Annotated in this window: 13 protein-coding genes and 2 pseudogenes; 5 read left to right on the plus strand and 10 right to left on the minus strand. The window is 68.3% G+C overall.

Annotated features, from left to right (window positions below; translation table 11 throughout):
• Window positions 1-139: 139 nt before the first annotated feature.
• From ACIP94_RS23360 to ACIP94_RS23370, 3 genes are all read right to left on the minus strand, one after another.
• Complete coding sequence (locus ACIP94_RS23360) at window positions 140-1837, minus strand: trypsin-like serine peptidase (protein WP_402428779.1); 1698 nt, start codon at window positions 1835-1837, stop codon at window positions 140-142.
• A 417-nt stretch (window positions 1838-2254) separates the two neighbouring features.
• A complete protein-coding gene (locus ACIP94_RS23365; RefSeq protein WP_402428782.1) occupies window positions 2255-3826 on the minus strand; it encodes a trypsin-like serine protease in 1572 nt (523 codons plus the stop codon).
• A gap of 50 nt (window positions 3827-3876) precedes the next feature.
• The gene (locus ACIP94_RS23370) at window positions 3877-4374 is read right to left on the minus strand and encodes a hypothetical protein (RefSeq protein ID WP_402428785.1); all 498 of its coding nucleotides are present in this window, start codon (window positions 4372-4374) and stop codon (window positions 3877-3879) included.
• Between the two features lie 443 nt (window positions 4375-4817).
• Here ACIP94_RS23370 and ACIP94_RS23375 point away from each other — a divergent pair.
• The 3 genes and pseudogenes from ACIP94_RS23375 to ACIP94_RS23385 form a co-directional block, all read left to right on the plus strand.
• Window positions 4818-5461, plus strand: a pseudogene (locus tag ACIP94_RS23375) (helix-turn-helix domain-containing protein); the annotation flags it as partial.
• Between the two features lie 49 nt (window positions 5462-5510).
• Window positions 5511-7193 carry an ISAzo13 family transposase gene (locus ACIP94_RS23380; RefSeq protein WP_402428788.1) on the plus strand — a complete coding sequence of 561 codons (1683 nt, stop codon included), beginning with the start codon at window positions 5511-5513 and terminating at the stop codon, window positions 7191-7193.
• 13 nt (window positions 7194-7206) lie between these two features.
• A pseudogene (locus ACIP94_RS23385) lies at window positions 7207-7659 on the plus strand (integrase core domain-containing protein); the annotation flags it as partial.
• A 320-nt stretch (window positions 7660-7979) separates the two neighbouring features.
• Here the strand turns inward: ACIP94_RS23385 and ACIP94_RS23390 are convergent.
• From ACIP94_RS23390 to ACIP94_RS23405, 4 genes are read right to left on the minus strand one after another with little or no spacing between them, the layout of a single operon-like run.
• Window positions 7980-11306, minus strand: a complete 3327-nt coding sequence (locus ACIP94_RS23390; RefSeq protein ID WP_402428790.1) for an SAV_2336 N-terminal domain-related protein — start codon at window positions 11304-11306, stop codon at window positions 7980-7982.
• 2 nt (window positions 11307-11308) lie between these two features.
• On the minus strand, window positions 11309-12259 hold the full coding sequence (locus ACIP94_RS23395) for an AAA family ATPase (protein WP_402428793.1): 951 nt from the start codon (window positions 12257-12259) through the stop codon (window positions 11309-11311).
• The gene (locus ACIP94_RS23400) at window positions 12256-14403 is read right to left on the minus strand and encodes a trypsin-like peptidase domain-containing protein (protein ID WP_402428796.1); all 2148 of its coding nucleotides are present in this window, start codon (window positions 14401-14403) and stop codon (window positions 12256-12258) included. The genes ACIP94_RS23395 and ACIP94_RS23400 overlap by 4 nt, the downstream gene beginning before the upstream one ends.
• A 3-nt stretch (window positions 14404-14406) precedes the next feature.
• Window positions 14407-14802 carry a CU044_2847 family protein gene (locus tag ACIP94_RS23405; protein ID WP_402428798.1) on the minus strand — a complete coding sequence of 132 codons (396 nt, stop codon included), beginning with the start codon at window positions 14800-14802 and terminating at the stop codon, window positions 14407-14409.
• A 402-nt stretch (window positions 14803-15204) separates the two neighbouring features.
• Here ACIP94_RS23405 and ACIP94_RS23410 point away from each other — a divergent pair, with 402 nt between their 5' ends.
• Both ACIP94_RS23410 and ACIP94_RS23415 read left to right on the plus strand, forming a co-directional pair.
• Window positions 15205-15483 carry a helix-turn-helix domain-containing protein gene (locus tag ACIP94_RS23410; RefSeq protein ID WP_402429080.1) on the plus strand — a complete coding sequence of 93 codons (279 nt, stop codon included), beginning with the start codon at window positions 15205-15207 and terminating at the stop codon, window positions 15481-15483.
• Window positions 15456-16418, plus strand: a complete 963-nt coding sequence (locus ACIP94_RS23415; protein WP_402428801.1) for an integrase core domain-containing protein — start codon at window positions 15456-15458, stop codon at window positions 16416-16418. Before ACIP94_RS23410 ends, ACIP94_RS23415 begins: the two co-directional genes overlap by 28 nt.
• Before the next feature lie 304 nt (window positions 16419-16722).
• Here the strand turns inward: ACIP94_RS23415 and ACIP94_RS23420 are convergent, their stop codons facing one another.
• The 3 genes from ACIP94_RS23420 to ACIP94_RS23430 all read right to left on the minus strand — a co-directional run bounded on the left by ACIP94_RS23420 (window position 16723) and on the right by ACIP94_RS23430 (window position 24819).
• Window positions 16723-17082: a transposase gene (locus tag ACIP94_RS23420; protein ID WP_402428804.1), complete on the minus strand. Its 360-nt coding sequence runs from the start codon at window positions 17080-17082 to the stop codon at window positions 16723-16725.
• Window positions 17083-17653: 571 nt separating this feature from the next.
• Window positions 17654-17869: a hypothetical protein gene (locus ACIP94_RS23425; RefSeq protein ID WP_402428807.1), complete on the minus strand. Its 216-nt coding sequence runs from the start codon at window positions 17867-17869 to the stop codon at window positions 17654-17656.
• On the minus strand, window positions 17860-24819 hold the full coding sequence (locus tag ACIP94_RS23430) for a polymorphic toxin-type HINT domain-containing protein (protein ID WP_402428810.1): 6960 nt from the start codon (window positions 24817-24819) through the stop codon (window positions 17860-17862). The genes ACIP94_RS23425 and ACIP94_RS23430 overlap by 10 nt, the downstream gene beginning before the upstream one ends.
• Window positions 24820-24894: the final 75 nt, after the last annotated feature.

Consider the following 24894-nt stretch of genomic DNA (forward strand, 5'->3'; position numbering starts at 1 on the left):
TTTACGGGTCTCATTCTCCTCAACTGTTCCTCACATCGATTAATGGTCGTTTCCCGAGTTGGACTGCCGACGTCCGCAAGCCGGCAACGTTTCACTGTCATTGACGCGGGCACAATGCAGCCCCATTCGTGCCGGTATGTCAGCCCACCGGTACCAGTTGGACTTCGTCGTGCAGGCCCTTGGCGTCGGCGCCGGTGAAGAGGCTGACGTGGCCGTCGGTCCAGCGGACGAGGATGTCGTTCGCGGCGGTGTTGGCGGTGAAGGCGCCCGCGGCGACCACCGTGGCGTCCTTCCACTCCGAATTCCTCGGGCGGATCCTGATCTCACCGGGCAGGCTCTTGCCGGTCAGATCGGGGTAAACGGTGGCCTCACCGTCCGTCCAGCGCACCAGGAGATCGTCTGTGGTGTCGCCGGTGAAGGAGCCCGTGCTGAGCTGACCGGCGTAGGTCCAGGTGGTGTTCTTCGGGACGATCTGCCGTTGCTTCGTCAGTCCGTTGGCCGCCAGGTCGCTGAAGACCGAGATGTGGCCGTCCTTCCAGACGACCAGCAGGTCGTCGCGGTGACCGCCCGGTGTGAAGCGGCCGGCCACCAGCAGACGCGCGTCGTTCTTCCACGCGGGAGTCTTCTGCGGGGCGAGCTGCTTCTCGGCGTGGAAACCCTTGTCATCCACGGTCGTGTACTGGGTCATCTCGCCGTCGTTCCACCGCACCACCAGCCCGTCCGTGCGACCGCCGGCGTTGACGCTGGTAAGCGAGACGGCATTGGTCCAGATGCTCTTGCGGCGCGCCAGCTGGTACTCGGCGGCGAAGGGATGGGTGGGGTCGTTTCCGTCTGCGCCCTGGTAGAGGGTGACCTCGCCGTCGTCCCAGCGGACGATCAGGTCCATGTGCCGGGTGCCGCCCGCGGAGCCGCCGGTGTAGTAGCCGGCCGTCATGGCCACGGCGTGCTTCCAGGTTGCCGCCTTCCCCATGGAGTAGGGCAGCGGCGGTGGTCGGTAGGCGCCGTGGTCGTTGTGGACGGCGTTCTGGGCGTCGTCGTAGAGCTGGAAGAACCGGTCGCCGTACAGGGGGCTGTAGGTGATCCGGTTGTACAGCGGGTCCTTGGTGGACACGTCCGGGCCGCCCTGCATGAAGCCGCCGACGTTGCCGATGATCTGCCCGGTGTCGCCCGACGGGTCGAGAGAGGAGAACCACGGTCCACCGGAGACCCCGCCCCACATGCCCGCGCAGTCGATCTGCATCTGATAGTAGGCCGGCAGCGCGGTCGTCCTGACGCCGGCACAGCGGAACGCGCGGTCCTGCGGGTTATGGTCGACCCGCGGGTAGCCGATGACGGTCGCCTGGTTGGCGAACCCCGGCGTACGAACCAGGGCGTTGGCGCCCACGACGTCCTCGACGTTGCGCCCGTCGTTGTCGGCCAGGCTCGCGAAGGCGAAGTCCAGGTCGGAGTTCCTGCTCTTGTCCGAGGCGTACTGTGCGTCCCGGAACCACTCCTTGACCGGCCACACCCCGTACGGCTGGTCGCCCGCCGGCTTGGTGTGGTCGTACAGGGGAACGAACGCCGCCCTGTTGCCGACACAGTGCCCGGCCGTCAGGAGCAGGTTGCGTCCGGCGCTGCGCACCACACTCGCCGTGCAGTAGTGCGCTTTCATGTCCTTGTCGGTGGTGAAGAGCACGCCGACGGACTTCATGCCGTCGAAGAATTCACCGCTAGCCCCGGTGGCGGCCGACGGCCTCTTGCGCAGCGCCGTCAAGCCCCGCGGCCGGGCGGCCCGGCCCGAGGGATCGGTGGCCGACGCCATGCGCTGGGAGGTCCAGAACCGGATCGCGTCCCGCACTGTCCAAGCACTCTTATCGGCAGGCAACGACGTGGTGGACGGCGACGCCACGGGCGAAGGAGCGGTGGCCACGGACGCGGCCAGGGGCTCCTTCGTCGCGGATCTGCCGGGGGTGGGCGCTGACGCGGCCAGTGCTGTCCCAGCCTCCAGCAGCACCAGTGCCCCGCACAGTGCAGCGGCAGGCCAAAATCGTATTCGTCTGTTACTCAAGTAAAGCTGCTCCAGTCAGGCACGCCGGAGGGCACGCGGGCCTCCGGGCTGTGTGAAGCGACGGCCGTGGCGGAGTACGAGCCACTCTTCGTCTGTGATGAAGCCGTTCCTACGCCGAGTTCAGCGCACGGCCGAGGCAGCCAGGGACTCTCGTTCGTCGTGGACCGCTCCCCTGGCAAGCCGGATCGTAAAGCCGCGGTGACTGCGTCAGTTTGCGGGTGCGAGTTGGATCTCGTCGTGGAGACCCTTGGCATCGACACCGGTGAAAAGGCTGACGTGTCCGTCGTTCCAGCGGACGAGGATGTCGTTCGCGGTGGTATTGGCGGCGAAGGCCCCCGCGGCGACCACGGCGGCGTCCTTCCACTCCGACTTCCTCAGGCGGATCCTGATCTCCCCCGGCAGGGCCTTGCCGGTCAGGCCTGGATAGATCGTGGTCTCGCCGTCGACCCAGCGCACCAGCAGGTCGTCGGTGCTCTTGCCGGTGAAGGACCCGGTGGTCAGGTTCTCGGAGTAGGGCCAGGTGGTGGTGTTCTTGGCGACGATCTGGGTCTGCTTCTTCAGCCCGTTGGCCGCCAGATCACTGAAGACCGAGACGTGGCCGTCCTTCCACTCCACCAGCAGGTCGTCGCGGTGGCCGCCTGGGGTGAAGCGGCCGCCGGTCAGCAGACGCGCGTCGTTCTGCCATTCGGGAGTCTGCCGAGGGGCGAGCTGCTTCTCACCGTGGAAGCCCTTGGCGTCCACGATCGTGTACTGGCTCATCTCGCCGTCAGTCCAGCGCACGACGAGCCCGTCCGTGCTACCGCCGGCATTGACACTGCTGATCGAGACGGCGTGAGTCCAGATGCTCTTACGGGGCGCCAGCTGGTACTCGGCGGCAAACGGGTGCGCGGCGTCGTTGCTCTCGCCGCCCTGGTAGAGGGTCACCTCACCGTCGTCCCACAGCACGATCAGGTCCATGTGCCGGGTGCCGCCCGCGGAGCCGCCGGTGTAGTAGCCCGCGGTCATCTGCACGGCATGCTTCCACGGCGCGTTCGCGAAGGCGGTGCTGTAGGCGACCTGCTGCACCCAGCCGGCCAGATCGTCGACCCGGGCCGCCACCGCCCCGGTGCGGGTCTCGGACGCGTCCATGCCCAGACAACCGCCCTGCCAGGAACGACTGTTCACGCCAGCCACCGTGGTGCGGCCGTCGGTGATGGTCAGCACGGGACCGCCGGTGTCCCCCTTGCAGACGGCGGCGCCGTCGGCCTTCGCCGCCAAGTCCACGGTGGTGGCACCGACGTTCTGGACGGTGAAGGCGGCCGCGTGGACCTGGTCGGGCACCCACTCATCGTGTGTACGCCCGTACCCGACGGCCTGCACCTCGTCCCCCACGCCCGGTGCCGCGCCCGCCACGGGGACGGGCGTGATACCGCTGACGGGCTTGGCCAGTTGCGCCATCACCACATCCCGGTCCGCGCGCGGCGCGAGGTTCACCACCTGCTGGGCGGTGCCGCCGATGGCGGCCGTCGTCTTCAGCTTCGGAGCCCCAGGGGCAAGGGGTCCGCCCGCGGTGTCGGTGAAACAGCTCGCCGCCGTCAACAGCCACTGCGGCGCGACGAGTGTGCCGGAGCAGCCGCGCTGGCCGCCGATGTCGAGGCGTGCGGTGGCGGCCGCTGTGGCGGCGGGGGCCTGCGGGCCCGATACGGCAGTCGCTGGCGCGGCCGACAGGGCGGCGGCAGCCAGGGTGGCAGCGGTGATCAGGCCGCCGGTCCGCGCGGTAGGCGGACGAAAGCCGGACATGAACATTCCCCGTTCAGTCAAAGATCGGTGAGAAGAGAGCAGATGAGCCGTCAGCCGGTGACGCGCAGTTCCACCAGGACGGCGGGTGCACTGCCGGGGATCCCCTCGCCCACGCTCTGATAGCCGTTCTTGTCCACGATCACCGTCTTGGCCGGCACCGAAGGGTCACCCTGCGGTTTCAGATCCGCGCTGATCGGGTGATCGGCGGTCTCCAACGCGAAGACACGCGGCAGCTCGAGGGTGAGGTAGCCGGTCTTGGCGGTGGCCTTGAAGCAGAAGGCTCCCTGCGGCGGCCCGCTGGGGGCTTGCACGGTGAGCACCTTGATCTGCTGAGCCGAGCCATCGCACGTGGCAAGGAGGATGTGCCCATCGCCCTTGATCAGCTTGATGCCCTTGTCATGCTGGATCTGATCCGCGTTCGGGTAACTGAAATCCTCCACCGCGGATGGCGGTGTGTCGGTTCCTGATGGCGGTTGCGGATCCGCAGAGGCGATCAACGGTGTGCCCACAAGCGCCACGAGTACAGCAGCCCCCGCGACGGTGACCATCCTGCGCATACGAGGAGTCACCCAATCCTTTCGAGGCATGGGTGACAGCGCATCTGCAGCCCCCCACGTTCAGACGTAAAGTAAAAATAAGTGGTCGGATGACACTCTAAAACGGCGTCAGATGATCGACAACGTGACCATAATCATCAGCAATTCACGGAACCTGCACAGCAGGCCCACCGTCCGGCGAGTGCATAGCCCCTCGAACGGGCGCACAAGACCCTAAGAGCGGCCCGCATCCCGCCAAGAGGTCTGAGCGACACCCCGAATGTTTCACATTGCATCGAATTAGCAAATTCTTACCGGGCCGAGGTAGGCGGATAGGTCGACCAGCCGTGGTGGGAGGTATCGGGTGCGCGGTCGTCGTGTGCCGTTCGGAAACTCATCGCTGCTGCTCGTAGTGGGTCTGGCGCGCCTCGACAGCTTGCTGGAAGTCTGTTCGGGTGATCGTTTCTCTGGTGTACCAGCTGGCTCGGAAGCTGCTCGCGGTCCCGGCGTTGCTGCTGCGGCGGGATGCAGCCAAGGACGCGGAACTGCTTGTTTTTTACGGCACCAGAATGCAGTGCTGCGTAGGCAGCTCTCGGGACCAGTGGGATATGAACCGGCGGCTCGGCTGTGGTTCGCGGCGCTGTCCTCCCTGATTCCTCGGTGCCGGTGGGCGCAGGTGTTCCCGGTGACGCCTGGGACGTTGCTCGGGTGGCATCGCAGGTTGATCGCCACGAGGTGGGACTACAGCAAGCGACGGGCCAGGCCCGGGAGACCGTCGACGGCGGGTGTGGTGAAGGCGCTGGTGGTGCGGCTGGCTCAGGAGAATCCGCGTTGGGGCTGCCGTCGGATCCAAGGCGAACTGAAGCGGCTCGGGCATCCGGTCGGCTCGACGACGGTCTGGGAGATCCTGACGGCGGCCGGCATTGATCCGGCCCCGCGCCGCAGCGGCCCGACGTGGCGTGAGCTCCTGACAGCGCAGGCCGAGGGCATCATCGCCTGCGACTTCCTGCACATCGATCTGGTCGACCCGCGCCGGGTGTACGCGCTGGTCTTCCTCGAGCACGGCACACGCCGGCTGCGCGTCGCGGGAGTAAGGGCCTGCGGAGAAACAAGTCGTTGCTTCCCTGGTTACTTGTCGTTGTTGTGGTATGGGGATGTTGGAGGGGGTTGAGGCGGCTCTGGCCGCGAAGTTCCAGGCGTTGTTCCCGCACTTGGACGAGCGTCAGCGCCGGTTGGCAATGGGGGCTGAGGCCCGGTCGCTGGGGCACGGCGGGATCCGGAGGGTGGCCCGCGCCGCCGGGGTGCGTGAGGGCACCGTCTCTCGCGGAGTGGCTGAACTGGAGTCCGGGGTGGCCCCGTTGGGTCGGGTCCGCCGGGAAGGCGGAGGCCGCAAGCGCGCGGTAGACCTCGATCCTGGGCTGCGGCCCGCCCTGCTGGCTCTTGTCGAGCCGGACATGCGGGGCGATCCGATGTCGCCCCTGCGCTGGACCACGAAGTCGACCCGTCACCTGGCCGGCGAGCTGACCCGGCAGGGACACCGAATCTCGGCGGAGACCGTGGCCGACCTGCTGCGCGAGGAGGGCTTCAGTCTCCAGGGCAACGCCAAGACCATCGAAGGCAAGCAGCACCCGGACCGTGACGGCCAGTTCCGATACATCAATGAGCAGGCCAAGGAGCACCAGTCCACCGGGGACCCGGTGGTCAGTGTCGACACCAAAAAGAAGGAAGTCGTCGGCAACTACAAAAACGCCGGCCACGAATGGCACCGCGAAGGCGAACCGGTCCGGGTACGGACGCACGACTTCCCGGACCCGGATCTGGGCAAGGCCATCCCCTACGGGATCTACGACTTGGCCGCGAACACCGGATGCGTCAGCGTGGGTACCGACCACGACACCGCAGCGTTCGCCGTGGAAGCCATCCGCCGCTGGTGGAACAGCCAGGGCCGCGGCGCCTATCCGTACTCGAGGCGGCTGCTGATCACCGCGGACGCGGGCGGCTCGAACGGCTACCGCACCCGCGCCTGGAAAGCCGAACTCGCCGCCCTGGCCCTGGAGACCGGCCTGCAAATCACCGTATGTCACTTTCCTCCAGGTACTTCAAAATGGAACAAAGTGGAGCACAGGTTGTTCTCCCACATCACCATGAGCTGGCGCGGCAGGCCCCTCACCAGCCACGAAGTCATCGTGAACAGCATCGCGGCAACCACCACCCGCACCGGGCTGACGGTGCACGCGGAACTCGACACCACCGCCTACGAGACTGGAGTCCGGATCGGCGAAAAGCAGATGGACGCGCTGCCCCTGCATCGCCACGAGTGGCACGGCGACTGGAACTACACCCTTCGGCCCGAGGCGTATGTCCAGGTCAGTGCCGCCCCAAGACCCCTTCGACCAGCCCACCCCGACCTCGCCTGGCTCTGCCACCCCTGCCTGACGGGAATGCCGGCGCAAGAGTGGGACGCACTGATCACCACACTCACCGCTCTCCATGAAGACCAGCGGGAAGAGCATCTGACCAAACGGCGCGGGAACCGGCCCCGGCTGACGGCCCCCGGCACCGGCCGCCGCCCCATGCTCACCCTCGCCGACCGACTCCTGGCCACTCTCCTCCACCACCGGCTCGGCTTCCCGCAGGTCGCCATCGCCCGCCTCTTCAGCGTCACACCCTTCACCATCAACCGGCGTATCCGCGATATCCGCCAGCTCCTCGACACAGCCGGACACACCGTCCACCCTGCCGACCAGCGCCTCGCCACCCTCGACGACCTCCACCGCCTCGCCAACACGGCGGGGATCACCATCCCGACAGAGATCAAGACCGCGAGTTAATAGTCCGCAGGCCCTAACTGCACATCCCACCGGTCCCTGGACGGTCCAGCAGGCGAGAAACGTCGCCGTCGAGTTGGGTGTGCGGGTGGACTCGCTGCGTTTCCTGCTCCGGGACCGGGACGCGAAGTACACCGAGTCCTTCGACGCGGTCTTCGCGGCCGACGACATCGAGGTCGTGAGGACCGCGCCGCGGGCTCCCCGGATGAACGCGCACTGCGAGCGGGTCATTGCTACTTTGCGGCGCGAGGTTCTCGACCACCTGCTGATATGGAACGAGTCCCATGCTCGGCAGGTCCTCGAAGCCTATGCCCGGCACTACAACGGTCATCGCCCGCATCAGGCTCGAGGGCAACTCCCTCCGCTCGCCCAGGAGCACCCAGCGCCCATGACCGCTCCGACCGCTCAGCGGATCCTGCACACCCGAGTGCTGGGTGGCCTGATCAACGAGTACAGATATGCGGCGTGAGCTGCAGCGATGAGTTTTCGAACGGCACACCATCTACGCCAAGCACTGCGCGCGTACGAATGGCACTACAACCAGCACCGCACTCACCGATCGCTGAACACCGCAACACCCCTCCGCGCCCTGCCCCAACCGCTCAAACCCGACGGAATCGACCGCCTCTGCATACGCCGACACGACCACCTCGGCGGAGTCATGCGAGGACCGGCTTGACGGGCCAGCCCGTCCGGGCCGCGGCCGGGAGCTTCGCCATAGGCGGCCTTCGGGGCCGAGGAACGGCAAAGGACCGTCCTGGGATGCCGTGTGCTTACCGGTCCCGTGGGTCAGTCGTCCTGCATCGCCAGCTCCGCCAGCCGGACGAACGCCCCCGTGGTGGCTGGCCGCAGTCGGTCCAGTGACCACCTGGAGGACTGCAGCGTCGCGTCGAAGGGCACGTGCACCACCTGTTCGGGGTCGACTTGCATACGCCGGGCGAACCCGTCGGGCAGGTCACGGCCGGAGCCGCCGTCGAAGTCTGTGACCACGACGAGCGCCCGCCGTGCCAGCCGTTCCCGACCGGTCGCCCGGACGAAGGCGAGGGTGCGGACAGCCGCATCCAGGAACCACTCTGCGGTCCCACAGCACAGGATCAACCGGTCGGTGTGGTCGAGGACCACCTCGGCCGACCCGTCCAGACGCAGCGGTGCCCAGTCGGTGAGGACAAAGGCGTAGTAGGGCGCCGTCTGGGCCAGCACATGGGCGTACTCCTGCTGGTGGGCCGGGTTGGGGCTGAAGTGGCCGGCGCGGTGGGCCACGACTTCCAGGCCGGACGGCAGGCGGGTGGTGCGGGCGCGGATCTTCTCATACGACGATGGGGGTGGCAGCGCCGCCAGATCGCGTACGACAGCCGGGTTCCGGTCGGTGAGGAAGGCGTCCAACGCCCCTTCGGAGGCGGATCCGTCGAGGGCCAGGACCGGTTCACCGCGCACCACGGCAAGAACGGACCCGAGGACCATCGTGGTCGTGGCGCGGCCGCTGTAGTGGTAGGCGCCGACCAGGGTCAAGCGCCTGCTGTGCGGCAAGGGTTCCCGCAGCCGCTCCAGCCGGGCCTCGGCCTCCCGGCGGGCAGAGCCGAAGCGCGGAAGCCGCAGCGCGGGGGGTGTGCCGCTGGCGATCGCGGGCGGCGGCGTGAGCGGCACGGGCTCGACCCGGCTCTCCTGGACCGCCGGTGATCGCGGGCCACCCAGTTGGAGACGGGTTCGGGCGACGTACCGGGCGAGCATCTCGGCGACCTCGCTCGCCGCAGGCCGTTGCGCCGGATCGGGGTCGATGCAGCGCAGCACGAGTCGTCGCAGTTGTTCCCATGTGTCGCCCTGCCACAGATGCATGCCTTCGGGTAGGCCCGGCATGTCCCAGCCGGCCTTGCTGCTGATGACCTGGAGCAGCTCGCCCAGAGCCCGCACGTTGTCTTCGCGGGTGGGAGCGGCGCCCGAGCCCAGGTACATCCCGTCGACGGCACAGTCTGACAGGTCGCCCAGGACCACGGTGCGGCGCAGCACGTACACGCTGTCGGGGTCCAGCGTCGCGGGTATGAGCCGGTTGACGTGGCACAGGGCGACCGCGTTGGCGAGATAGCAGGAGACCAGCAGGCCCTGCAGGGTGTCGAAGGGCGCGGTGCCGTCGGTCAGGGCCCGGGTGAAGATCTCCGCGAGCCGTGTCGGCTGCGCGTCGGGCGCTCCCGCGTCCGCGATCGGTGTCATGGCGAGCCAGGGCGGGGACTCCTGCAGCCCGGCGGTGAGCAGCAGGGGCGCGTACTGGCCCTGGAGGCGGGCCAGCGCCTCGGCCTCCACCGCGATCAGTCCGGCGTTTGCGGCGGGCAGGTCGGCGCGTGGCAGACGCAGTACGGCCTCTCTGCCTTCGGTGTCCACGCCCCGGTAGACGATCGTGCGGCGCCCGCGCCGACGGCCGCGCAGTTCGTAGCCTCCGACGCTGCGCGGGTCCTCGTCGGTGAGCGGTTCCCAGTCGTCCGTACCGGTGCCGGGCCGCAGTGGGGCCGGCACCGGGGTGAGGTGTGTGTCGCCGAAGGACACACCGAACCGGCTGAGGAGCCGACGCTCGATGCTGCTGAACGGCAGCTGCGAGTCGGACAGGGTGTCGGAGCCGTCCGGGTGGAGCAGCCACGCCGGGAAGTCGGGTGAGCTGCCCGCGAGTTCCTCCAGACGGCGCGCGATCCGGCGGCCAGTGCGCAGGAGTTCCGCCTGCGGGACGGCGTCCAGGAGGACTGTCTTGGAGTCGTCCGAGAAGTCGAAGACCCGGTGCTTGGCCGGCAGCGGGCCGGACACGGGGGCCGGGTGGGGCCGCACGAGGCCGCCGAGGAACACTTCGGCAAGGTGTGAGGTGGTGGCGGACCAGGGCACCGCCGTCTGCACCAGCCGCATCACGGGCACGGAGAGCGGGGCGACCGCCGCGAGGTGGGCGGCGAGGCGGTACGCCTCGGGGGTGGCCGCGTCCCGGAAGTGCTGGGCGCTGCTCAGGTCCCGCGCCGTGGCGACGGCGGAGTACCGGTCGGGTCGGGCCAGCAGTGGCAGTTCCACGGTGATGCCGGGTGAGGCGAGCAGCCGGGCCCACACCCGCAGCGAGTCCGCCGTGGGTTCCAGGACGGGGACCGGGATGTCGTCGAAGCTGCTGATTTCAGCGGGCAGCACCGGGTCGGTGATCTTCCAGGAAGTGTTGGCGCCGCCGATGCGCCGGGTGGTGGCCTGCCAGTGTGCGGCCGAGATCCCGGAGGCATCCCACATGTCCGGGGGCAGGGTGTGCAGAACCGCGACCGGGCCTCGGCCCGCGCGCTCGGCGAGCAGCCGGTGCATCGCGCCGGACCGCCAGGCAGGGCCCATGCCGTCGCTGACGACCAGCAACAGGTTCCGTCCGGAGGGGTCGTTGACGGTGGTCAGCGGCAACTCGGTGCTGTCGGGACGGAACGGCCGGGCGTGCAGACGCGGTCGGCTCGCGCTGCGGGTGTCGAGGCCGAGAACCCGGGTGACGGCGAAGGCGCCGAGGCGCTCCAGGAGGGCGCGCAGTTCGGTGCCGAGCCGGTGCCATAGCAGCATGGACAAGCCGTCGTCGACGAGCAGGATGAGGTCCAGCCAGCGTTCTCGTACCGGCCGTTCCACCACGTCCGGCAGGTGCGTCTCGGCGAGCGCCGAGGCGGTGCGGTCCTCGTCGATCTCCGTGCGATGCCGGCTGTCGTGGCGGCGGCGCAACGGGCGCAGGGACCGACCGAGTTCCAGCTCGTCGGCGAGCGCCTTCTCCTCGGGGACGCGCACCGGCAGGGCCCGGCGGGGTTCGCGCCCCGCGGGCGCGGGCCGTGGCTCGGGGGCCGGGGTCTGGCGGGCCGACGAGTACAGGCTGGGGCTGGTAAGGTCCGGCAGCTCCGGGGCGCCGGGCTCAGGCGCGGGCTGGGGCGGAGCGGTACGGTCCTGCGGTCCGGGGTCGTCGGGCGGCGCGGGCTGCTGCGGCCGGTCGGGCGCGTGCCGGCGGAGAGGGGTGTCGGCGCCCGTGGGGAGGCGGCGGGCCAGCCACAGCACGTCGAGGATCTGGTCGGCGTCCAGGTCCAGCCCGCAGCCCGCGAGGGTGCGCAGCACCTCGGAGAGCCGCTCCCCACCGGCCGGCATGGTCACATCGCCCCGGTCAGCTGGTGCAGGACGGCGTCCAGCAGCCCCTCCGCGCCGAGTTCGACACCGCCGGTGCGCAGGAACACGGCGTTGAGCAACTGGTCGGTGGCCAGTTCGCCCAGGGCGCGACGGCGTAGGAAGACCTCGATGATGTCGTCGGCCTCCCGCATCGCCTCCTCGCCGAGGTGCGCGGCGACGATGGTGCGCAGCCGCTGCTCGTCGGGCAGTGGCAGGTCCAGCCGCAGGCACCGGCGCAGGAACGCGGGCGGGAAGTCGCGCTCGCCATTGCTGGTGATGACGACGACCGGGAACTCGGCGCACTGCACAAGCCCTTGGTGGACACGGACGGCGCCGCGGTGGTCGTACGTCTGCACGTCCACGTCGGCCACGTCCTCGGGCAGCCTGGAGAGTTCCGGGATGTCGAAGAAACCGTCCTCGAAGACCGTGAGCAGATCGTTCGGCAGGTCGACGTCGCCCTTGTCCATCTCGTCGATGAGCAGACAGCGCGGGGTGACCGAGGGGACCAGCGCGGTGCCGAGCGGACCGAGCCGGACGAACGTGCCGATGGACGGCTCTCGTTCACCGCGGTCGCGGCTGAGCGTCGTCTCACGCAGCCGGCCGATCGCGTCGTACTGGTAGAGGGCGTCCTTCACGGTCGAGCGGCTGTTGACGGGCCAGCGCAGCAGCTCGCCCAGCCGCAGCTCGTGGGCGATGGCGCGGGCGAGTGAGGACTTCCCGGTCCCGGCCGGCCCGGTGACGAGCAGCGGACGGCGCAGGTGCAGTGCCGCGTTGACGACGTCGGCGTGCTGCGGCGCGATCACGTACGGCAATTCGGGTCGCATCGACCGCGCGGGGGTGAAGCGACGCCACGGCGGGGCCGAGGGCAGCGTGACGGACCGGGGGACGCCGTCGCCGCGGAACAGACGCCAGTCGGCGTCGACAGCGGATGTCATGCGCTCTCCTGGGGTTCGGTCAGGTACAGCCGGGGTACGGTGCGGTCGGCGTCCGCCCAGGCGAGGACCGGGCGGCCGGGGAAATCGGGCGGGTTGGCCTTGGCGTTGGCGCGGTAGTCCCTTACTCCGTCGGGCAGTTCCGGCGTGGCGATCTGCGCCGTGTACCGGACGGTGTGGGAGGTGCCGTCGCGACCTCGGTCCCACACCACCACGGGTATGCCCAGGGCGAGGCAGGTCTGCACGATGCCGTCCCGGGGGCCGGGGGGCACGTCCACACAGACGCGTACGGTGTCGAGTTGGTTGACGAGCCGGGAGTAGATCGCGTCGCGGTCCATGGACGCGGAGACCACGAGCGTCTTGCCCGAGTCGAGCCGACTCCATCGGCTGCGCCAGTGGGCCAGGAACCGGGCGTGCCGACGCAGGAGTTCCGGACAGTGCACCACCAACGGGAACTCCACGCCGAGCACTCCGGGCACAAGGGCCTCCGGGTCCCGTGCCGTCCACTCGTCGACCGGCAGGTTGAGACCGCTGCGGTCCACCAGCACCTCAACGAGGGGCGGCCGTTCGTCGTCGGCGGGTGGCGTGAGGGAATCGAGCACGCGCAGCACTTCCCGCGCGGCCTCCGACGCCGAGTGCGACGTGACGCTGTCCGTCGAGACCTGCCGGGGCCCCGCGCCTTCGTCGCACCAGATCCTCAGCTGATGCCGGCCCTGCCCGGCCCGTGTCACCTGGACCAGGACGCGTACGCGCGCGGCCCGGGCACGCAACGACCGCACCCAGTCCTGGGCGTCGGAGCGGCGTTCACCGATGGCCGCCCGGGGGATGCCCAGCCGCTGTGCCACCCCGTCCGCCCACAATCGCAGCTGTGGCCGTACGGCGCTTGCGCACAGCGCACCGACATACTCCATCACCCGTAACAGTGCGGGCACCCGGGGCTCTCCGTCGCCCGAGCGGCCGTCGCCCGGCAGCGCCTCCAGGTGACTGAGGAGGGCCTCCACGGTGTCCGTGCCGGGCAGCGCCGCCAAGTGCGGCAGCGCGGCACGCACCGCCTCGGGGACCCGCGCCAGCACCTCCGGTTCCATCGCCCGCAGGTGCTTGCGGAGTGCGACGTACTCCCGAGGTGACAGCAACAGGGGCGTCCGGGACAGGGCGCCTGCCGCCAGGACGCGGTCGGCGTCCCGCGGAGCGTCGCGCCGCAGGTTTCCCGCCAGGGCCGCCAGCGCCCGCGGATGCGTCAGCAGGAACGCCGCGAACTCCTCGGGCGTGGGCGGGGTGACGTCGCTGCCGTGCGGGACCCCACAGGCCCGGGCCAGCCGCTTGGCGCCCTCCACGCGGCCGCTTGCGGAAGGGAAGATGTCCTCTATGGCCTGCACCAGCAGCAGGAAGGAGTGATCGTCCGGGTCGGGCGGCTCGGGCATCACACTGTCCAGCACGCCGAGCGGGCGCAGCTCGGCCTCCACGCGCTGCCACGGCGCGGCCCAGCTGCGCCGTGCGAGGTCCTGGGTGCTGGGCAGGCGCGGAGCGCCCGTGCCACGGTCCACGGGCGGCATGAAGTGGGCGACTACCAGGCCGACCACGGCCTTCTCCGCCTCGCACCACAGCGGGCTGCCGCTGTAGCCGGGGCCGACCGCCATTCCGGTGGGCGCGCCGTCCAGATAAGCCCGGGATCCGTTGAGCCGGCGCACGGTGAGGACCGCGAAGGTGGCCTCGACGCCGGAGCCGTGACAGGCCTCCACCTCCTGGCCGACCGTCATGGCCGCCCGACGGGGGCCGGCGGGCAGACCACCGGCCGGCCCGTCCACCCGCAGCACGGCCAGATCGCCGAGCCATTCGTCGTCACCCGGCCGCACTGGTCCGCCGTCGCGGGCGCGCGGGGCGATCCAGTGGGCCACGCGCGCGAAATACCGCTGCGAGGACGCCTCGCCGTCGTGCACCTCGACGACGATCTCAGCCAGTCCGGGCGCTCGCGGGTCGAGCATGGTCCGGCCCAGAGCTGCGTTGATGACGTGAGCGCAGGTCAGCACCGCCTCGCCGCCCAAGACGAATCCCGCCCCCACGGCCTTACCGTCCACGGCCCGGCGGATGGACACGACGTGGAGGGACGCGTCGCCGGCGCCGTCCCCCGCGGTTCCGAACCATCCCACGCGTCACTCCGCCGCGGACGCCGTGCCAGTCTGCGGAGCTGGCTTCCAGCTGGCGGTGACGGTGAGGTGGGCCTGGGCCGTGCCGCCGACGATCCCGAGCTTGAGATCCTGGCCGACCTGGACGCCGAAGGTCACGCTCAGCTCGGTCGGCGGCTCGGGCACGGCCGTGGCCGCGGAGTGGACCTCCTGGAGAAGCGGGCCGAGCGGTCTGAGCGCGCCGCGAAGGGCCCCGGCCGCGAAGTCGACGACCGCCCGCCCACCGGCCGACACGGGTACCGCCCTTCCCATGCCCTCGGGGAGGTCGTCGGCGGGTACGGTAGGCGCCGTGCCGTTGACGGGCGCGAGCAGGAATCGGACGGGTGTGCCGTCCTCAAGTTCGAGGTCACGTGAAGGGGACACGCTCATATTGTCGTCGGCCGGGCGCGCGCCGGAGGCGGTCTCGCGCAACTCGGTTACAAGATCGATGCATGCGGCATCACAATCACCCTTTCAAGCCGACCGCCGAGCCGTACATCGACACACATCTGCCTCAACTTCCTCTGGCCCGTGCTTGGCCGCCACATCGGCGGCGAGCCCGCGGTTACTGAGATTGAAAGGCTTGTCCAGTTTACCGACTACCACGCTGTCCGGGTGGTCTCTGAACTGCACTGATGCGTCGCTTACTGACTTCGGCGTCGTAGGGTCTGGGTCTTCGTCGGACCTGGTGACGGCGTGTCCCTTGGCTGGTACCCCGGAGGTATGCGGTACGCAGATGGGGGCGGGCTGACCGCCGAGCAGCGCAAGCGCCGCGAAGGGGTACGGATGCAGGCCGTCGACCCCTTCAAGGAGCGTGTGAAAGCACCGTGCATCGCCCGGGAGTTACGGGTGAGCGAGAAGTCCGTCTACCAGTGGCGCCGTGCCTGGAGGCGGGCGGGCGGGAGGCCCTGCGCTCCAAGGGGACCCCGGGCTGCGACTGCCTGCTCGGCCCTGTCCCGCGTGAAAATCCGAGTTCGGGCCACTGATCACGACGTTTCGCTGCGGGACGGTGGTAGACCGGGGCGTGATCGAGATCCATGCGGTGGTCATGGCTCTATCTGCTGACGCGCAGGTCGCTGGAGCTGGCGGGACTGCGGCTGCTGGGCAACGCTGCCAAGGACGTCGAACTGCTGGTGCTGCGGCACCAGCTCGCTGTACTCCAACGCCAGCTCGGTAAACCGAGGTTGGAACCGGCCGACCGGGTCCTGCTGGCGGCCCTGTCGCGTCTGCTGCCTAGACAGAGCTGGAGCAGCTTCTTCGTCACCCCAGCGACGCTGCTGCGCTGGCACCGAGAACTGATCGCCGGCAAGTGGACCTACCCCCACAAGAGCCCCGGTCGGCCGCCGATATCGGAGGAGACGCGGGAGCTGATCCTGCGTCTCGCGCGGGAGAATCCGCTGTGGGGACACCGCAGAGTGCAGGGAGAGCTGGCCCGGTTGGGCATCACGGTCTGCGCCGCCACCGTCCGGTCAGTTCTGCGGCAGGGCAACATTCCGCCCGCGCCCCAGCGGGCTCACGACGCCTGGGCCTCCTTCCTACGCGCCCAGGCTTCCGGACTGCTGGCCTGCAACTTCTTCCATGTGGATACCGCGTTCTGCCGGCGGCTGTACGTGCTGTTCCTCATGGAAGTCGCAACGCGCGGAGTGCACGTCCTCGGCATCAGCGCGCACCCGAACCGGGACTGGGTGACCCAGCAGGTGAGGAACTTGATGATGGACCTCGAAGACCGGGTGGACCGGTTCCGGTTCTTCCTACGCGACCGGGACAGGAAGTTCTCCGACGCCTTCGACGCCGTGCTCGCCAACGCGGGCGTGCAGGTGCTACTTTCCCCGCCGAGATCGCCGAAGGCAAACGCCTTCGCGGAACGCTGGGTCGGCACCGTCCGCCGCGAGTGCACCGACCGCCTACTCATCATGAACGAACGGCACCTGCGCACCGTCCTGAACACCTACACCGACCACTACAACCGGCACCGCCCCCACCAATCCCTCCACCAATGATCTCCCCAAGCCTCGGGGACCGGCCAGACGGCACCTGTCATCCCCTTCGGAGGCCGCGTCCGCCGCACTCGACTACTCGGCGGCCTCATCAACGAGTACCAGCAAGCAGCCTGACGGCAGGCAGACAAACGGCCTGATCAGCAGCCCGAACCAGGGTCTTCACGCGGGACACCACGGGGCACCTCCAGCCCTTCGACGCGAGTACCGGGATGAGGTGGCCTGCGCGAGTCCTCGGAATCGTCCGAAGGCTGGGTGGGGGACTCGTTAGGGATATCGCCAGCAGACATGACCTCAGCGTAGCGAGCTAGTAACGCTTTGCGCTCCCCTCTGGAGAAGGGGAGCGGACAACTGTCAGGCGGTGGTGAACAGCGCCCCGGCCGTTCGTGGTCTCCGCAGGCGCCTGGAAGAAACTGCCGGTGCGGACCTTGGGGATCGCCAGGTCGAGATCTCCGGCCTGCGTGGTCAGCGTCTTTCCACGGTGACCGTTGCGCAGGTTGGTCCGGGTCTCGATGTGCTCGCCGGGCTCGGCCCCGATGAACGAGGTGGCCTCGGCCTCGATCAGCTCCTGCAGGATCCGCTGGGCCAGGACCCGGACCAACTCGATTCCGTCCGCCGTACGCAGTGACTCCATCAGCCGGAGTAAGTCATGCTGGGACAAGGCCATCGCGTCACCTCTCTCAACGAGCCTCTCTGCTCGGAGAGTTGCGCGATGGCCGCCTCATGACCAGGGGCTATGCAGAGATCGCTGCTACACCACTTGGCGGGACACCATCGTCTCGTGCACCACGACGTAGCCGGACTCGGCGTATGCCTCACCCAGGGTCAGCTTCTCCTGCGGGAGGTCGACTCCCGCAGTCCGGGCCGGTACCGATGACTACCCCGCACCACCTCGGCGGCCGTAGACGCCGGGCGCGCTCGCAAACGTGCATGAGCCGGCGATTTCGCCGTGCTCGATGACCTGACTGAGCAGCCCGGTTCCCCGCATCAGAGCCATGGCGCCAGGCTTCGGCCAGGTGCCGAATAGGTCCATGTGAGACCACTCCGCCCGGCCGAACCACCAATGCGGGGCAACCCAACGACCGTCTCCGGCAAACACTTCAGGTAACGCCCCCAGCCCACGGCCTGCGTGCTACGGACCACTCCGCAGCACGCAGCCGCAGGCCAGGGCCATCTGCGCCTTGGCACCATCGGGCCTCAACATGCGGGCCAGGAGGGGATTCGGCCGGCTTCGAGAGTCACATCATGTGCACTTCGACCTCAAAGCCTTCCGCGAGCACGTCGTTGAGGTGCTCGGCGTGGGCTCCCAGCCATTGACGCGTCTTGACGAAGGGGGCGGTCAACTCGACAAGCACGTAGTCGGGTGCATCGTCGGTCGATCCTCCGCAGATACAACACCGCAGCCGCTCGGTCACCGCGCCAGTCCACGTCGATCGTTCGTCGGTCATTGCCATCGCCCACTGTTGAGCTTGTTGTCGAGATAGTTCTGTGTCGCGTCGTGCAACACAGTAGTCGGGGCAGCGCTGGGATTACTCAGGTCCCGCACCACAATGTCGTATCTCCCATTTCCGGTGGCCAGAACTTTCACAATTTGCCCATCATTTTGCGTGTACATCGTCCCGTTCTGCCAGACGTGGTCGACGTCGACACCACGCAGGCCTGTGCGGTCCGTACCGTGGATATCGCGGGTGGCTGTCCCGGATTTAGCCGTCTCACCCCAGGCCGCTTCACTCTCCGCGGCACCCTTGTCGGCATTGCGCGGAACGACCGGCTCTCCCCAGTTGCAGTAGCACTCTTCCGCATGAGTCGGTTCGCCGCAGGCATTGTGCACCAGTACGGGCGTGTTTCCAGCCATCACGTAGTACGTGTGAAGTTGCTGGACGGTGAGGTTGTACATGTCCGCGGCGCCAGGGGGGGCGATGACCGCGTCGATGCGGACGTGGTGGTTGGCGGCGGTGTTGAGGGCATGACCGGGTTTGAGTTTTCCGGCGGGGATCCAGGTGTGGAGGGTGTCGTCCCAGAAGGGATGACGCGAGGTGGTGTGGAGCGTTACGTCGTGGCCGCCGGCGCCTCGGATCGTTACATCGACGAGGTCGTCGTCGTGGTGGACCAAGCGAGCGGTGACCTTGCGGGGCCCGCGATGCTTACCACTCGCCTGGTCGGCGCTCTCCACGCGGTCACCCGGTTTGATCTTGCCGATGGGCTTTGTTTTTCGGTCGGCCATCAAAACCGGTGTCTTCGGATCGAAACTGCAGAAGGGAACACCCTCCGCCGCGGCCGCCATGGCTATACCGGCAGCCAGGTCACCGAGAGACTCGCACAGGCTTACAGCCGTGCAAGGGTTGCTCGGTACGTGCTTGATGTCGGCCCAGAAGTGGTAGAACTTCTGGAATCCCTGGCAGGAAGAGGTCCAGAGCAGGTCTTCACCGCTGCACCGTTCACGGTAATAGAGCTCAACGTTCCTCACCGGGGAGAGGTCTGCGCGGTACGTTCCGTAGCTCACCATCTGTGTGATGGTGGGTGTCCCCCCGCCGAAATCCTTCATGAGCTTGATCGGCGGCAGTTTCCTGTCCTCCGGTGGCTCATAGCCGGAGGACGCGGGGTCGTCGTATCGCTTGTACGGCTTGTTGGTGCCGTTGTCTCCGGAGCAGTAGTGCGGGTAGCAGGATTCGAGGCCGCTGGGGTCGGCGGAGGTGACGGGATTATCAGCGGCGTAGGTGTAGCCGCCGAGTTCCTGAGGGCTGGTGGCTTCCAGAATCGGGTCGACGCTGATGAAGCGGCCCAGGCTCGGGTCGTACTTGCGGGCTCCGACGTCCGTGTAGCCGGTGGAGGTGTCCTGGGGTTTGCCGAGGTAGGAGTGGGTGGGGTCGGGCCAGGTGGTCGCATTGGCGCTGGCGCGCGGCTGCCCGTAGGGGGTGTACTGCTGGCGGGCGACCTGTTGGGTGGTGGCGTCCATGGCCAGGGTCGCGGTGCCGTGGGGGTCGTTGAACAGGTACTTCACTCCGCCACCTGGGAGGCTGGAGCGGACGGCCACGGGGGTTCCGGCGCCGCCATGGGTGTAGGCGCGGACGGCGCCGAGGAGGACGTTGGGGGTGACGCCGGTGTTGACGATGATCTCGGTGTCGCCGGCGAACAGAGTGGTTTTGCCGGGGTCGCGGCGGATGAGCTGGTTGCCGTCGGCGTCGTAGAGGTACTTGGTGGTCGTAGGGCTGGAGCCGCCTGTGTCCACCTGGGCCAAGTGGTTCTCGTCGTCCCAGGTCAGGGTCTGGTCGGGGCCGGTGGTGGGGGTGCGGGTGTGCAGGTTGCCGTCTTCGTCGTAGCCGAAGTCGGTCGGGTTGGTGCCACCGGTGGTGGCGGTCAGGGTGTGGGGCTGGGCGCCGGTGCGGTTGCAGTTCGCGGTGCAGCCGTCGGTGTAGGTGGTGGTGACGTTGGTGCTCGAGCCGCCGGTGGCGTGGTCGACGCTCTGCTTCCGATTGCCGATGGCGTCGTAGCTGAAGCTCTGCCAGTAGGAGCCGGGCGTTGTGGTGAGCGTACTGGTCGTGGGCGGATCGGCGGCGCAGTTGTCGTTGGCGATCCAGGCGTCGGTGAGCCGGTCCAGGGCGTCGTAGCCGTAGCACTGCTGGTCGGTGAGGGTGTTGCCGGTCTCCGACTGCTGATCGGTGGCGGAGGTGGGGTTGCCGGAGGCGTCGTAGCTGTACGTGGTCTCGTCGACCGTCGGACCGGGCGCCTTTGTACGGCTGATGAGGCGGTCGGTCAGCCGGCGAGTCTGGTCGTCGTAGCTGTAGGTGGCCCACGCCGGGTTGGTGGAGGCACCCAGGGTGACCTGGGACGGTTCACCGTAGTTCGTGTAGGTGGTCGCACCGACATAGATGTTGGCGCTGCTGCTGGTTTTCGTCGGGTTGCCCAGCGTGTCGCGGCCGTACGTGATCAGCTCGCTGTTCAGCCCCTGGGTGCGCGGGTCGCTTTGCGTGGCCAGCAGTTGGTCCCTGACCGTGTAGGTGTACGTCGTCGTGTACGTCGACGGCAGTGGCGCCTCGGACGCCGGCAGGGTGATCTTTGTTCCGGTCGGCTTGCCGAGGACGGTGTAACCCGTGGCGGCGACCGTGTAGCCGCCGGTCACGCCCTCGACGTTTCGGGTGGAGGAGGTCGGCAGGCCGATGCGCAGCGTGTCGTAGGTCCAGGAGGCGAACTGGAAGTCGGACTTCGAGTGGTCCCTGGCGGTGAGCTTGCGGCCCAGGAGGTCGTAGGTGTAGTCGAGTTCGACCTGCTTGGCGTCGGTGGTGGAGGTCAGATTGCCGGCATCGTCGTACCCGTAGCTGTTGCCGCCCGCGTCCGGGTCGGTCTGCGACCTCTTGCGGCCGAGCAGGTCGTAACCGAACGTCCACACCGTCTTGTCCGGGCCGGTGGCCCGCGTCTGCTGCCCGGCGGCGTTGTAAGCGTAGGTGGTGGATGAGCTGGTGCCGCCGGTGGCGGTGAAGCCTGCCGCCGCCGACCCGCTCAGTGCGGGGGCAGCGGTGTACTGGTCGAGTTCGGTGCTCTGACCGCGAGCGTTCACGACCGTGGTGGTGGCCACGCCGCCCTTGGGCGGCAGGACGGTGGTCTTGTCCCCGGTGTAGGCGGTGGTCGTGGTCCGGCTCTTGGCCCCGTCGTGTTCCTCGGTGACCAAGTCGGCGCGGCCCTGCCCGTCGTGGTCGGTGACGGTGGTGTCCGGGATGGACACCTGCGAGACGGAGATCAGGCTGCTGCCGGGGGTGCCGCCCACGTTGTAGGCGTTGTCGGTGACGACCGTCCAGCCATGCGAGTCGTATTGAGTGTCCGAGACCGTGGTGGTGGAGTTCTCCGCGGTCGCCTGTACCTGCAGTGGCCGCAGCATCGCGTCGTACAGCGTTTCGCTGGTCTTGTAACCCCCGTTGTCCAGGAGCGCGTTGGACGCGACGACTGACGGGGCCGACTGGGACAGGCCGTAGGTGTAGGTCATGTTCGCCGGTGCGCTGTTGGCCTTGACCTCATTGGGCAACCACACGGCGGTCAGTCGGCCAAGTGCGTCGTACGTGAGCGAGGTGAGCAGGCCGGCCGCGTCCGTCTTGGCGGTGGGCAGGGTGCGGCCCGGGTCTACGGTGCTGCTGGTGAGCTGGCAGTCCTTGGATGACGTGGTGGCCGTGGAGCAGTCCACACCGGGCGTGACCTGGGTGATGGTCGTGCTGGTGGTGGGGAGTTCGCTGCTGGACGGGGTGTAGTGGGTGAAGATCGTTTGGGCGAGGCTCTTGCCGTCCGGGGAAGTGGATTTGGGGGTGCGGGTTTCCTTGGTGGCGCGGCCGTAGGAGTCGTAGCTGGTGGCGGCCTGGTCCACGAACGCGGTCGCGGTGGCGCCGCTGGCGGCCGATGCCTTCCGGACCAGGGTGACGTCACCGGTCTTGGGCAGAGCCGGGTTCTGCTGGCCGTCACCGTCGTAGGCGAAGGCGTTGGTGTCGTAGGAGCTGCGGGTGTCGGCGATCAGTGTCCCGCTGGGAGTGGCTCCGGCAGTGGAACAGTCCTGAGCGGTTGTGATGACCTCGGCGGGGACGACCAGGGTGTTTCCGCTGCCGGTGAGGTAGCGGGTGTAGGTGCACTTGGCGACGTTGTCGCTGTCGGCGGTTTCGCCCCGGTCGTCGACCTGCACGGGCATGCCGGTCGTCGATTTGCCCAACGTCCGATTGTAGAAGGTGTCGGTCTCGGTCTTGCGCCAGCCGTAGGACACGGCCTGTCGGGTCAGCGTCTTGGCGGGGCGGACCATCTGCGCGGTCAGGTCCGGAAGACCGCTGCGGTTGCGGCTGGCCGTGGGGCCGATGGCCGTGGGCACGTTGACGACGGCCTTGTCCAGGCTGCCCGTGGCGCTGGTGTAGGTGTCGGTCTCGAACGTCTGGCCGGCCAGGGTGTCGTCGTCCGCGACCGAGATGGCGCCGTCCTGGCTGGTCAGGTCGGGTACGGAACGGGTCTTGCCGCCAGGCAGGGTGTCGCCGTTCATGCCCAGGAAGTAATAGGTCTTCGTCAGGGTCTTCTGGTCGTGGACCTTGGCGCCATTGGTGTAGTGGAAGACGTTGAGGTCTCCGGTGGTGACGTCCACCTCCGGGTAGCCGCGGAATTGGCCCCATGTACGGTTCTTGGCTTTGACGAGTTCGTTGTCGTCGTAGTGCCAGCCGGGGTTGCCCTTGTACGTGTAGTCCGTCTCCAGTTCGGGCTGGGTGCCGTCCTGGTAGGAGTTGTGCGGGTCCGTGGTGACGACGGAGGTGACTTTGTACTTGTAGAACCAGTCCATCCACGGCGACGGCTGCCCGTCCGGCGTCCAGTACACCGGGAAGCAAGACAGGGTGTTGGTCGAGGCGAAGGTCTTGGCTGCCGCATCCGTGGGGTCGTTCGGGTCGCTCGCCGGGGCGCTGGAGCAGTCGGGCCGGTCATAGGTGACCGTGGTCTGCGCGCCGGTCTCGCTGGTGACCGTCTGGATTCGGTCGTGGTACATCAGCGGCATCTGCGGGATCGTCCCGACCCGGTTGGGCAGCTGCAGCGGGGGGTCGAAGCTCACCGCCGGCGTGGACGTACTGCCGGACGCGCCACCCAAGGTGTCCAGGCCGATGCGCTGAATGGAGTCCAGCCACAAGGTGGGCGCGTGGTCACCGCCGTCGGGGAAGGACTGCGTGAAGCTGTACTTGTCGACCTGCTTGGTCGCACCGCCCACCTGGATCTGGGTGGTGATCGACGTCAGGCGCTTGCGGGTCCAGAAGCTCGGGCCGTGGTTGGTGCAGCTCGACGAGCCCGAGGTGCAGTTCAGGTCCACCGGAACGTCTGGCCAGTACGCGGCGTTGGCGGGGGTGAACTGGCTGTCCGCACATGTGTTGCCCGAGGGAGTGCCCGGGATGCAGCGCTCGTCGGTGTCGAAGAGGATCTGCTCCGGCGCGGTGCCCGAGTAGATCGTCGAGGCGGTCATGCCGTAGTCGATGCGGGACAGGGTGCCGCTGCGAGTGTAGGACACCGCGGTGTTCTTCATGTCTGCGCCGTAGTAACCCGTTTCCGGCGAGTAGTACCAGGCGGTGGCGTTGCCATGGGTGTCGACCGCGTAGTCCAGGTTGAAGCGGTAGCCCAGCGTGCAGGAAGTGGAGGCGAAGTCCGTGCTGTCCGGGCAGTCGGATACGCCGCTGTGTGCGTGGTAGACCGGTTCGGTCCACACGGACTTCGTCTCGTCCTTGCCGCTGGACCAGCCCGGCAGCCGGTTGCGGCCGAAGAAGTACTGCACCCCGTCACTGGTGACCTTGAAGTACTCCCCGTTCGCCGTTCCGTTCGTGGCATCGGTCAGGTCCTCGATCTTGGTGGTGGCGTTGTCGTCAGAAGGGCGGAAGGTCTTGGTGGCATCGTCGTAGACGATATCGGTGGACTTGCCGTTCAGCGACAGGGTGAGGATCTGCCCCGCCCAGCATTGGTCGCCATCATTGTCCGGTGCACCGGACGACGAGTCGTCCCGGCAGGACTTGTACGTGCGCTCGACGTAGTTCTCCGTCGAGTTCCAGCCGTCGCCCAGCCACGAAGACTGGTTGTTGGTCCCCTCGGTGCGCGCGTCCTGGGTGGAGGAGGTGTAAGAGAGATCGACGTTCGGTACCGCTCCGCCGATCGCCGGTGGCACCGAGATCGGATAGCTGTAGGTGAACGCGCCCGTGTTGCCGGCAATCGACCAGGAGCCGCCCGGCGACAGACTGGTCGCCGAGTAGTCACCGGACGAACCCGACGTACCCGAGGTTGCCGCCATGACAGTCGCCGCCCCGGGCGACGCCGTCGCCGAGTGAGCAGAGCCGACGGCACGCGACGCCGCCGCGCTCGGGCCCGGGATGGCGACCTGCGCGGACAGCGGCGTGCTGGGGGCAGTGCGCACTGCGGTCTGAGCCTGGCACTTGGTCAGCTTCGGCGTGGTCAGCGCGCAGGCTGGTAGCTGGACAAGGTGCAGTCGTGAGGCGAAGTCACCGCCGAAGGCGTAGCGGAAGGAGGAGTCGTCGACACGCAGGGCGACCTTTCCGCCACCCGGGCTGGTGCGCTGCAGGGTGAAGAGCACACCGTGAATACCGGCCGCCCGCGCGGCCTTCTGGGACAGCACGGTCACCCGCACCCGCTGAGATCCGGTGACGTCCGTCGCCGGTGGCTGTGCACCCGCGGCGGCGCCGAGCAGGACGGGCGTGTTACCGGCCCGCACCTGAGTCGCCTTGGCGGTCAGACGCGTGGAGGCCGCCACGACGGGCAGAGTGACCGTCGCGCTGCCCGGCGCGGGGAGCTTCGTGTGCGCGGTGGGATCGAAGTGCTTGAACGCCTTGCGCGCGGGAACGTGCTTGGGCGTCTTGCGGGTGAAGGGAATCCGCTTGTCGTGCGGAACGGCTGGAGCAGACACGTGCCGCGTCTCCGAAGCGACGGCAGTGGCCACGCCGGAGGGCAGCAGCCCCGCCACCAAGGCGCCTGTCGCTAC

Source organism: Streptomyces sp. NPDC093261 (assembly GCF_044753645.1).
In the GTDB taxonomy this organism is placed as follows: domain Bacteria; phylum Actinomycetota; class Actinomycetes; order Streptomycetales; family Streptomycetaceae; genus Streptomyces.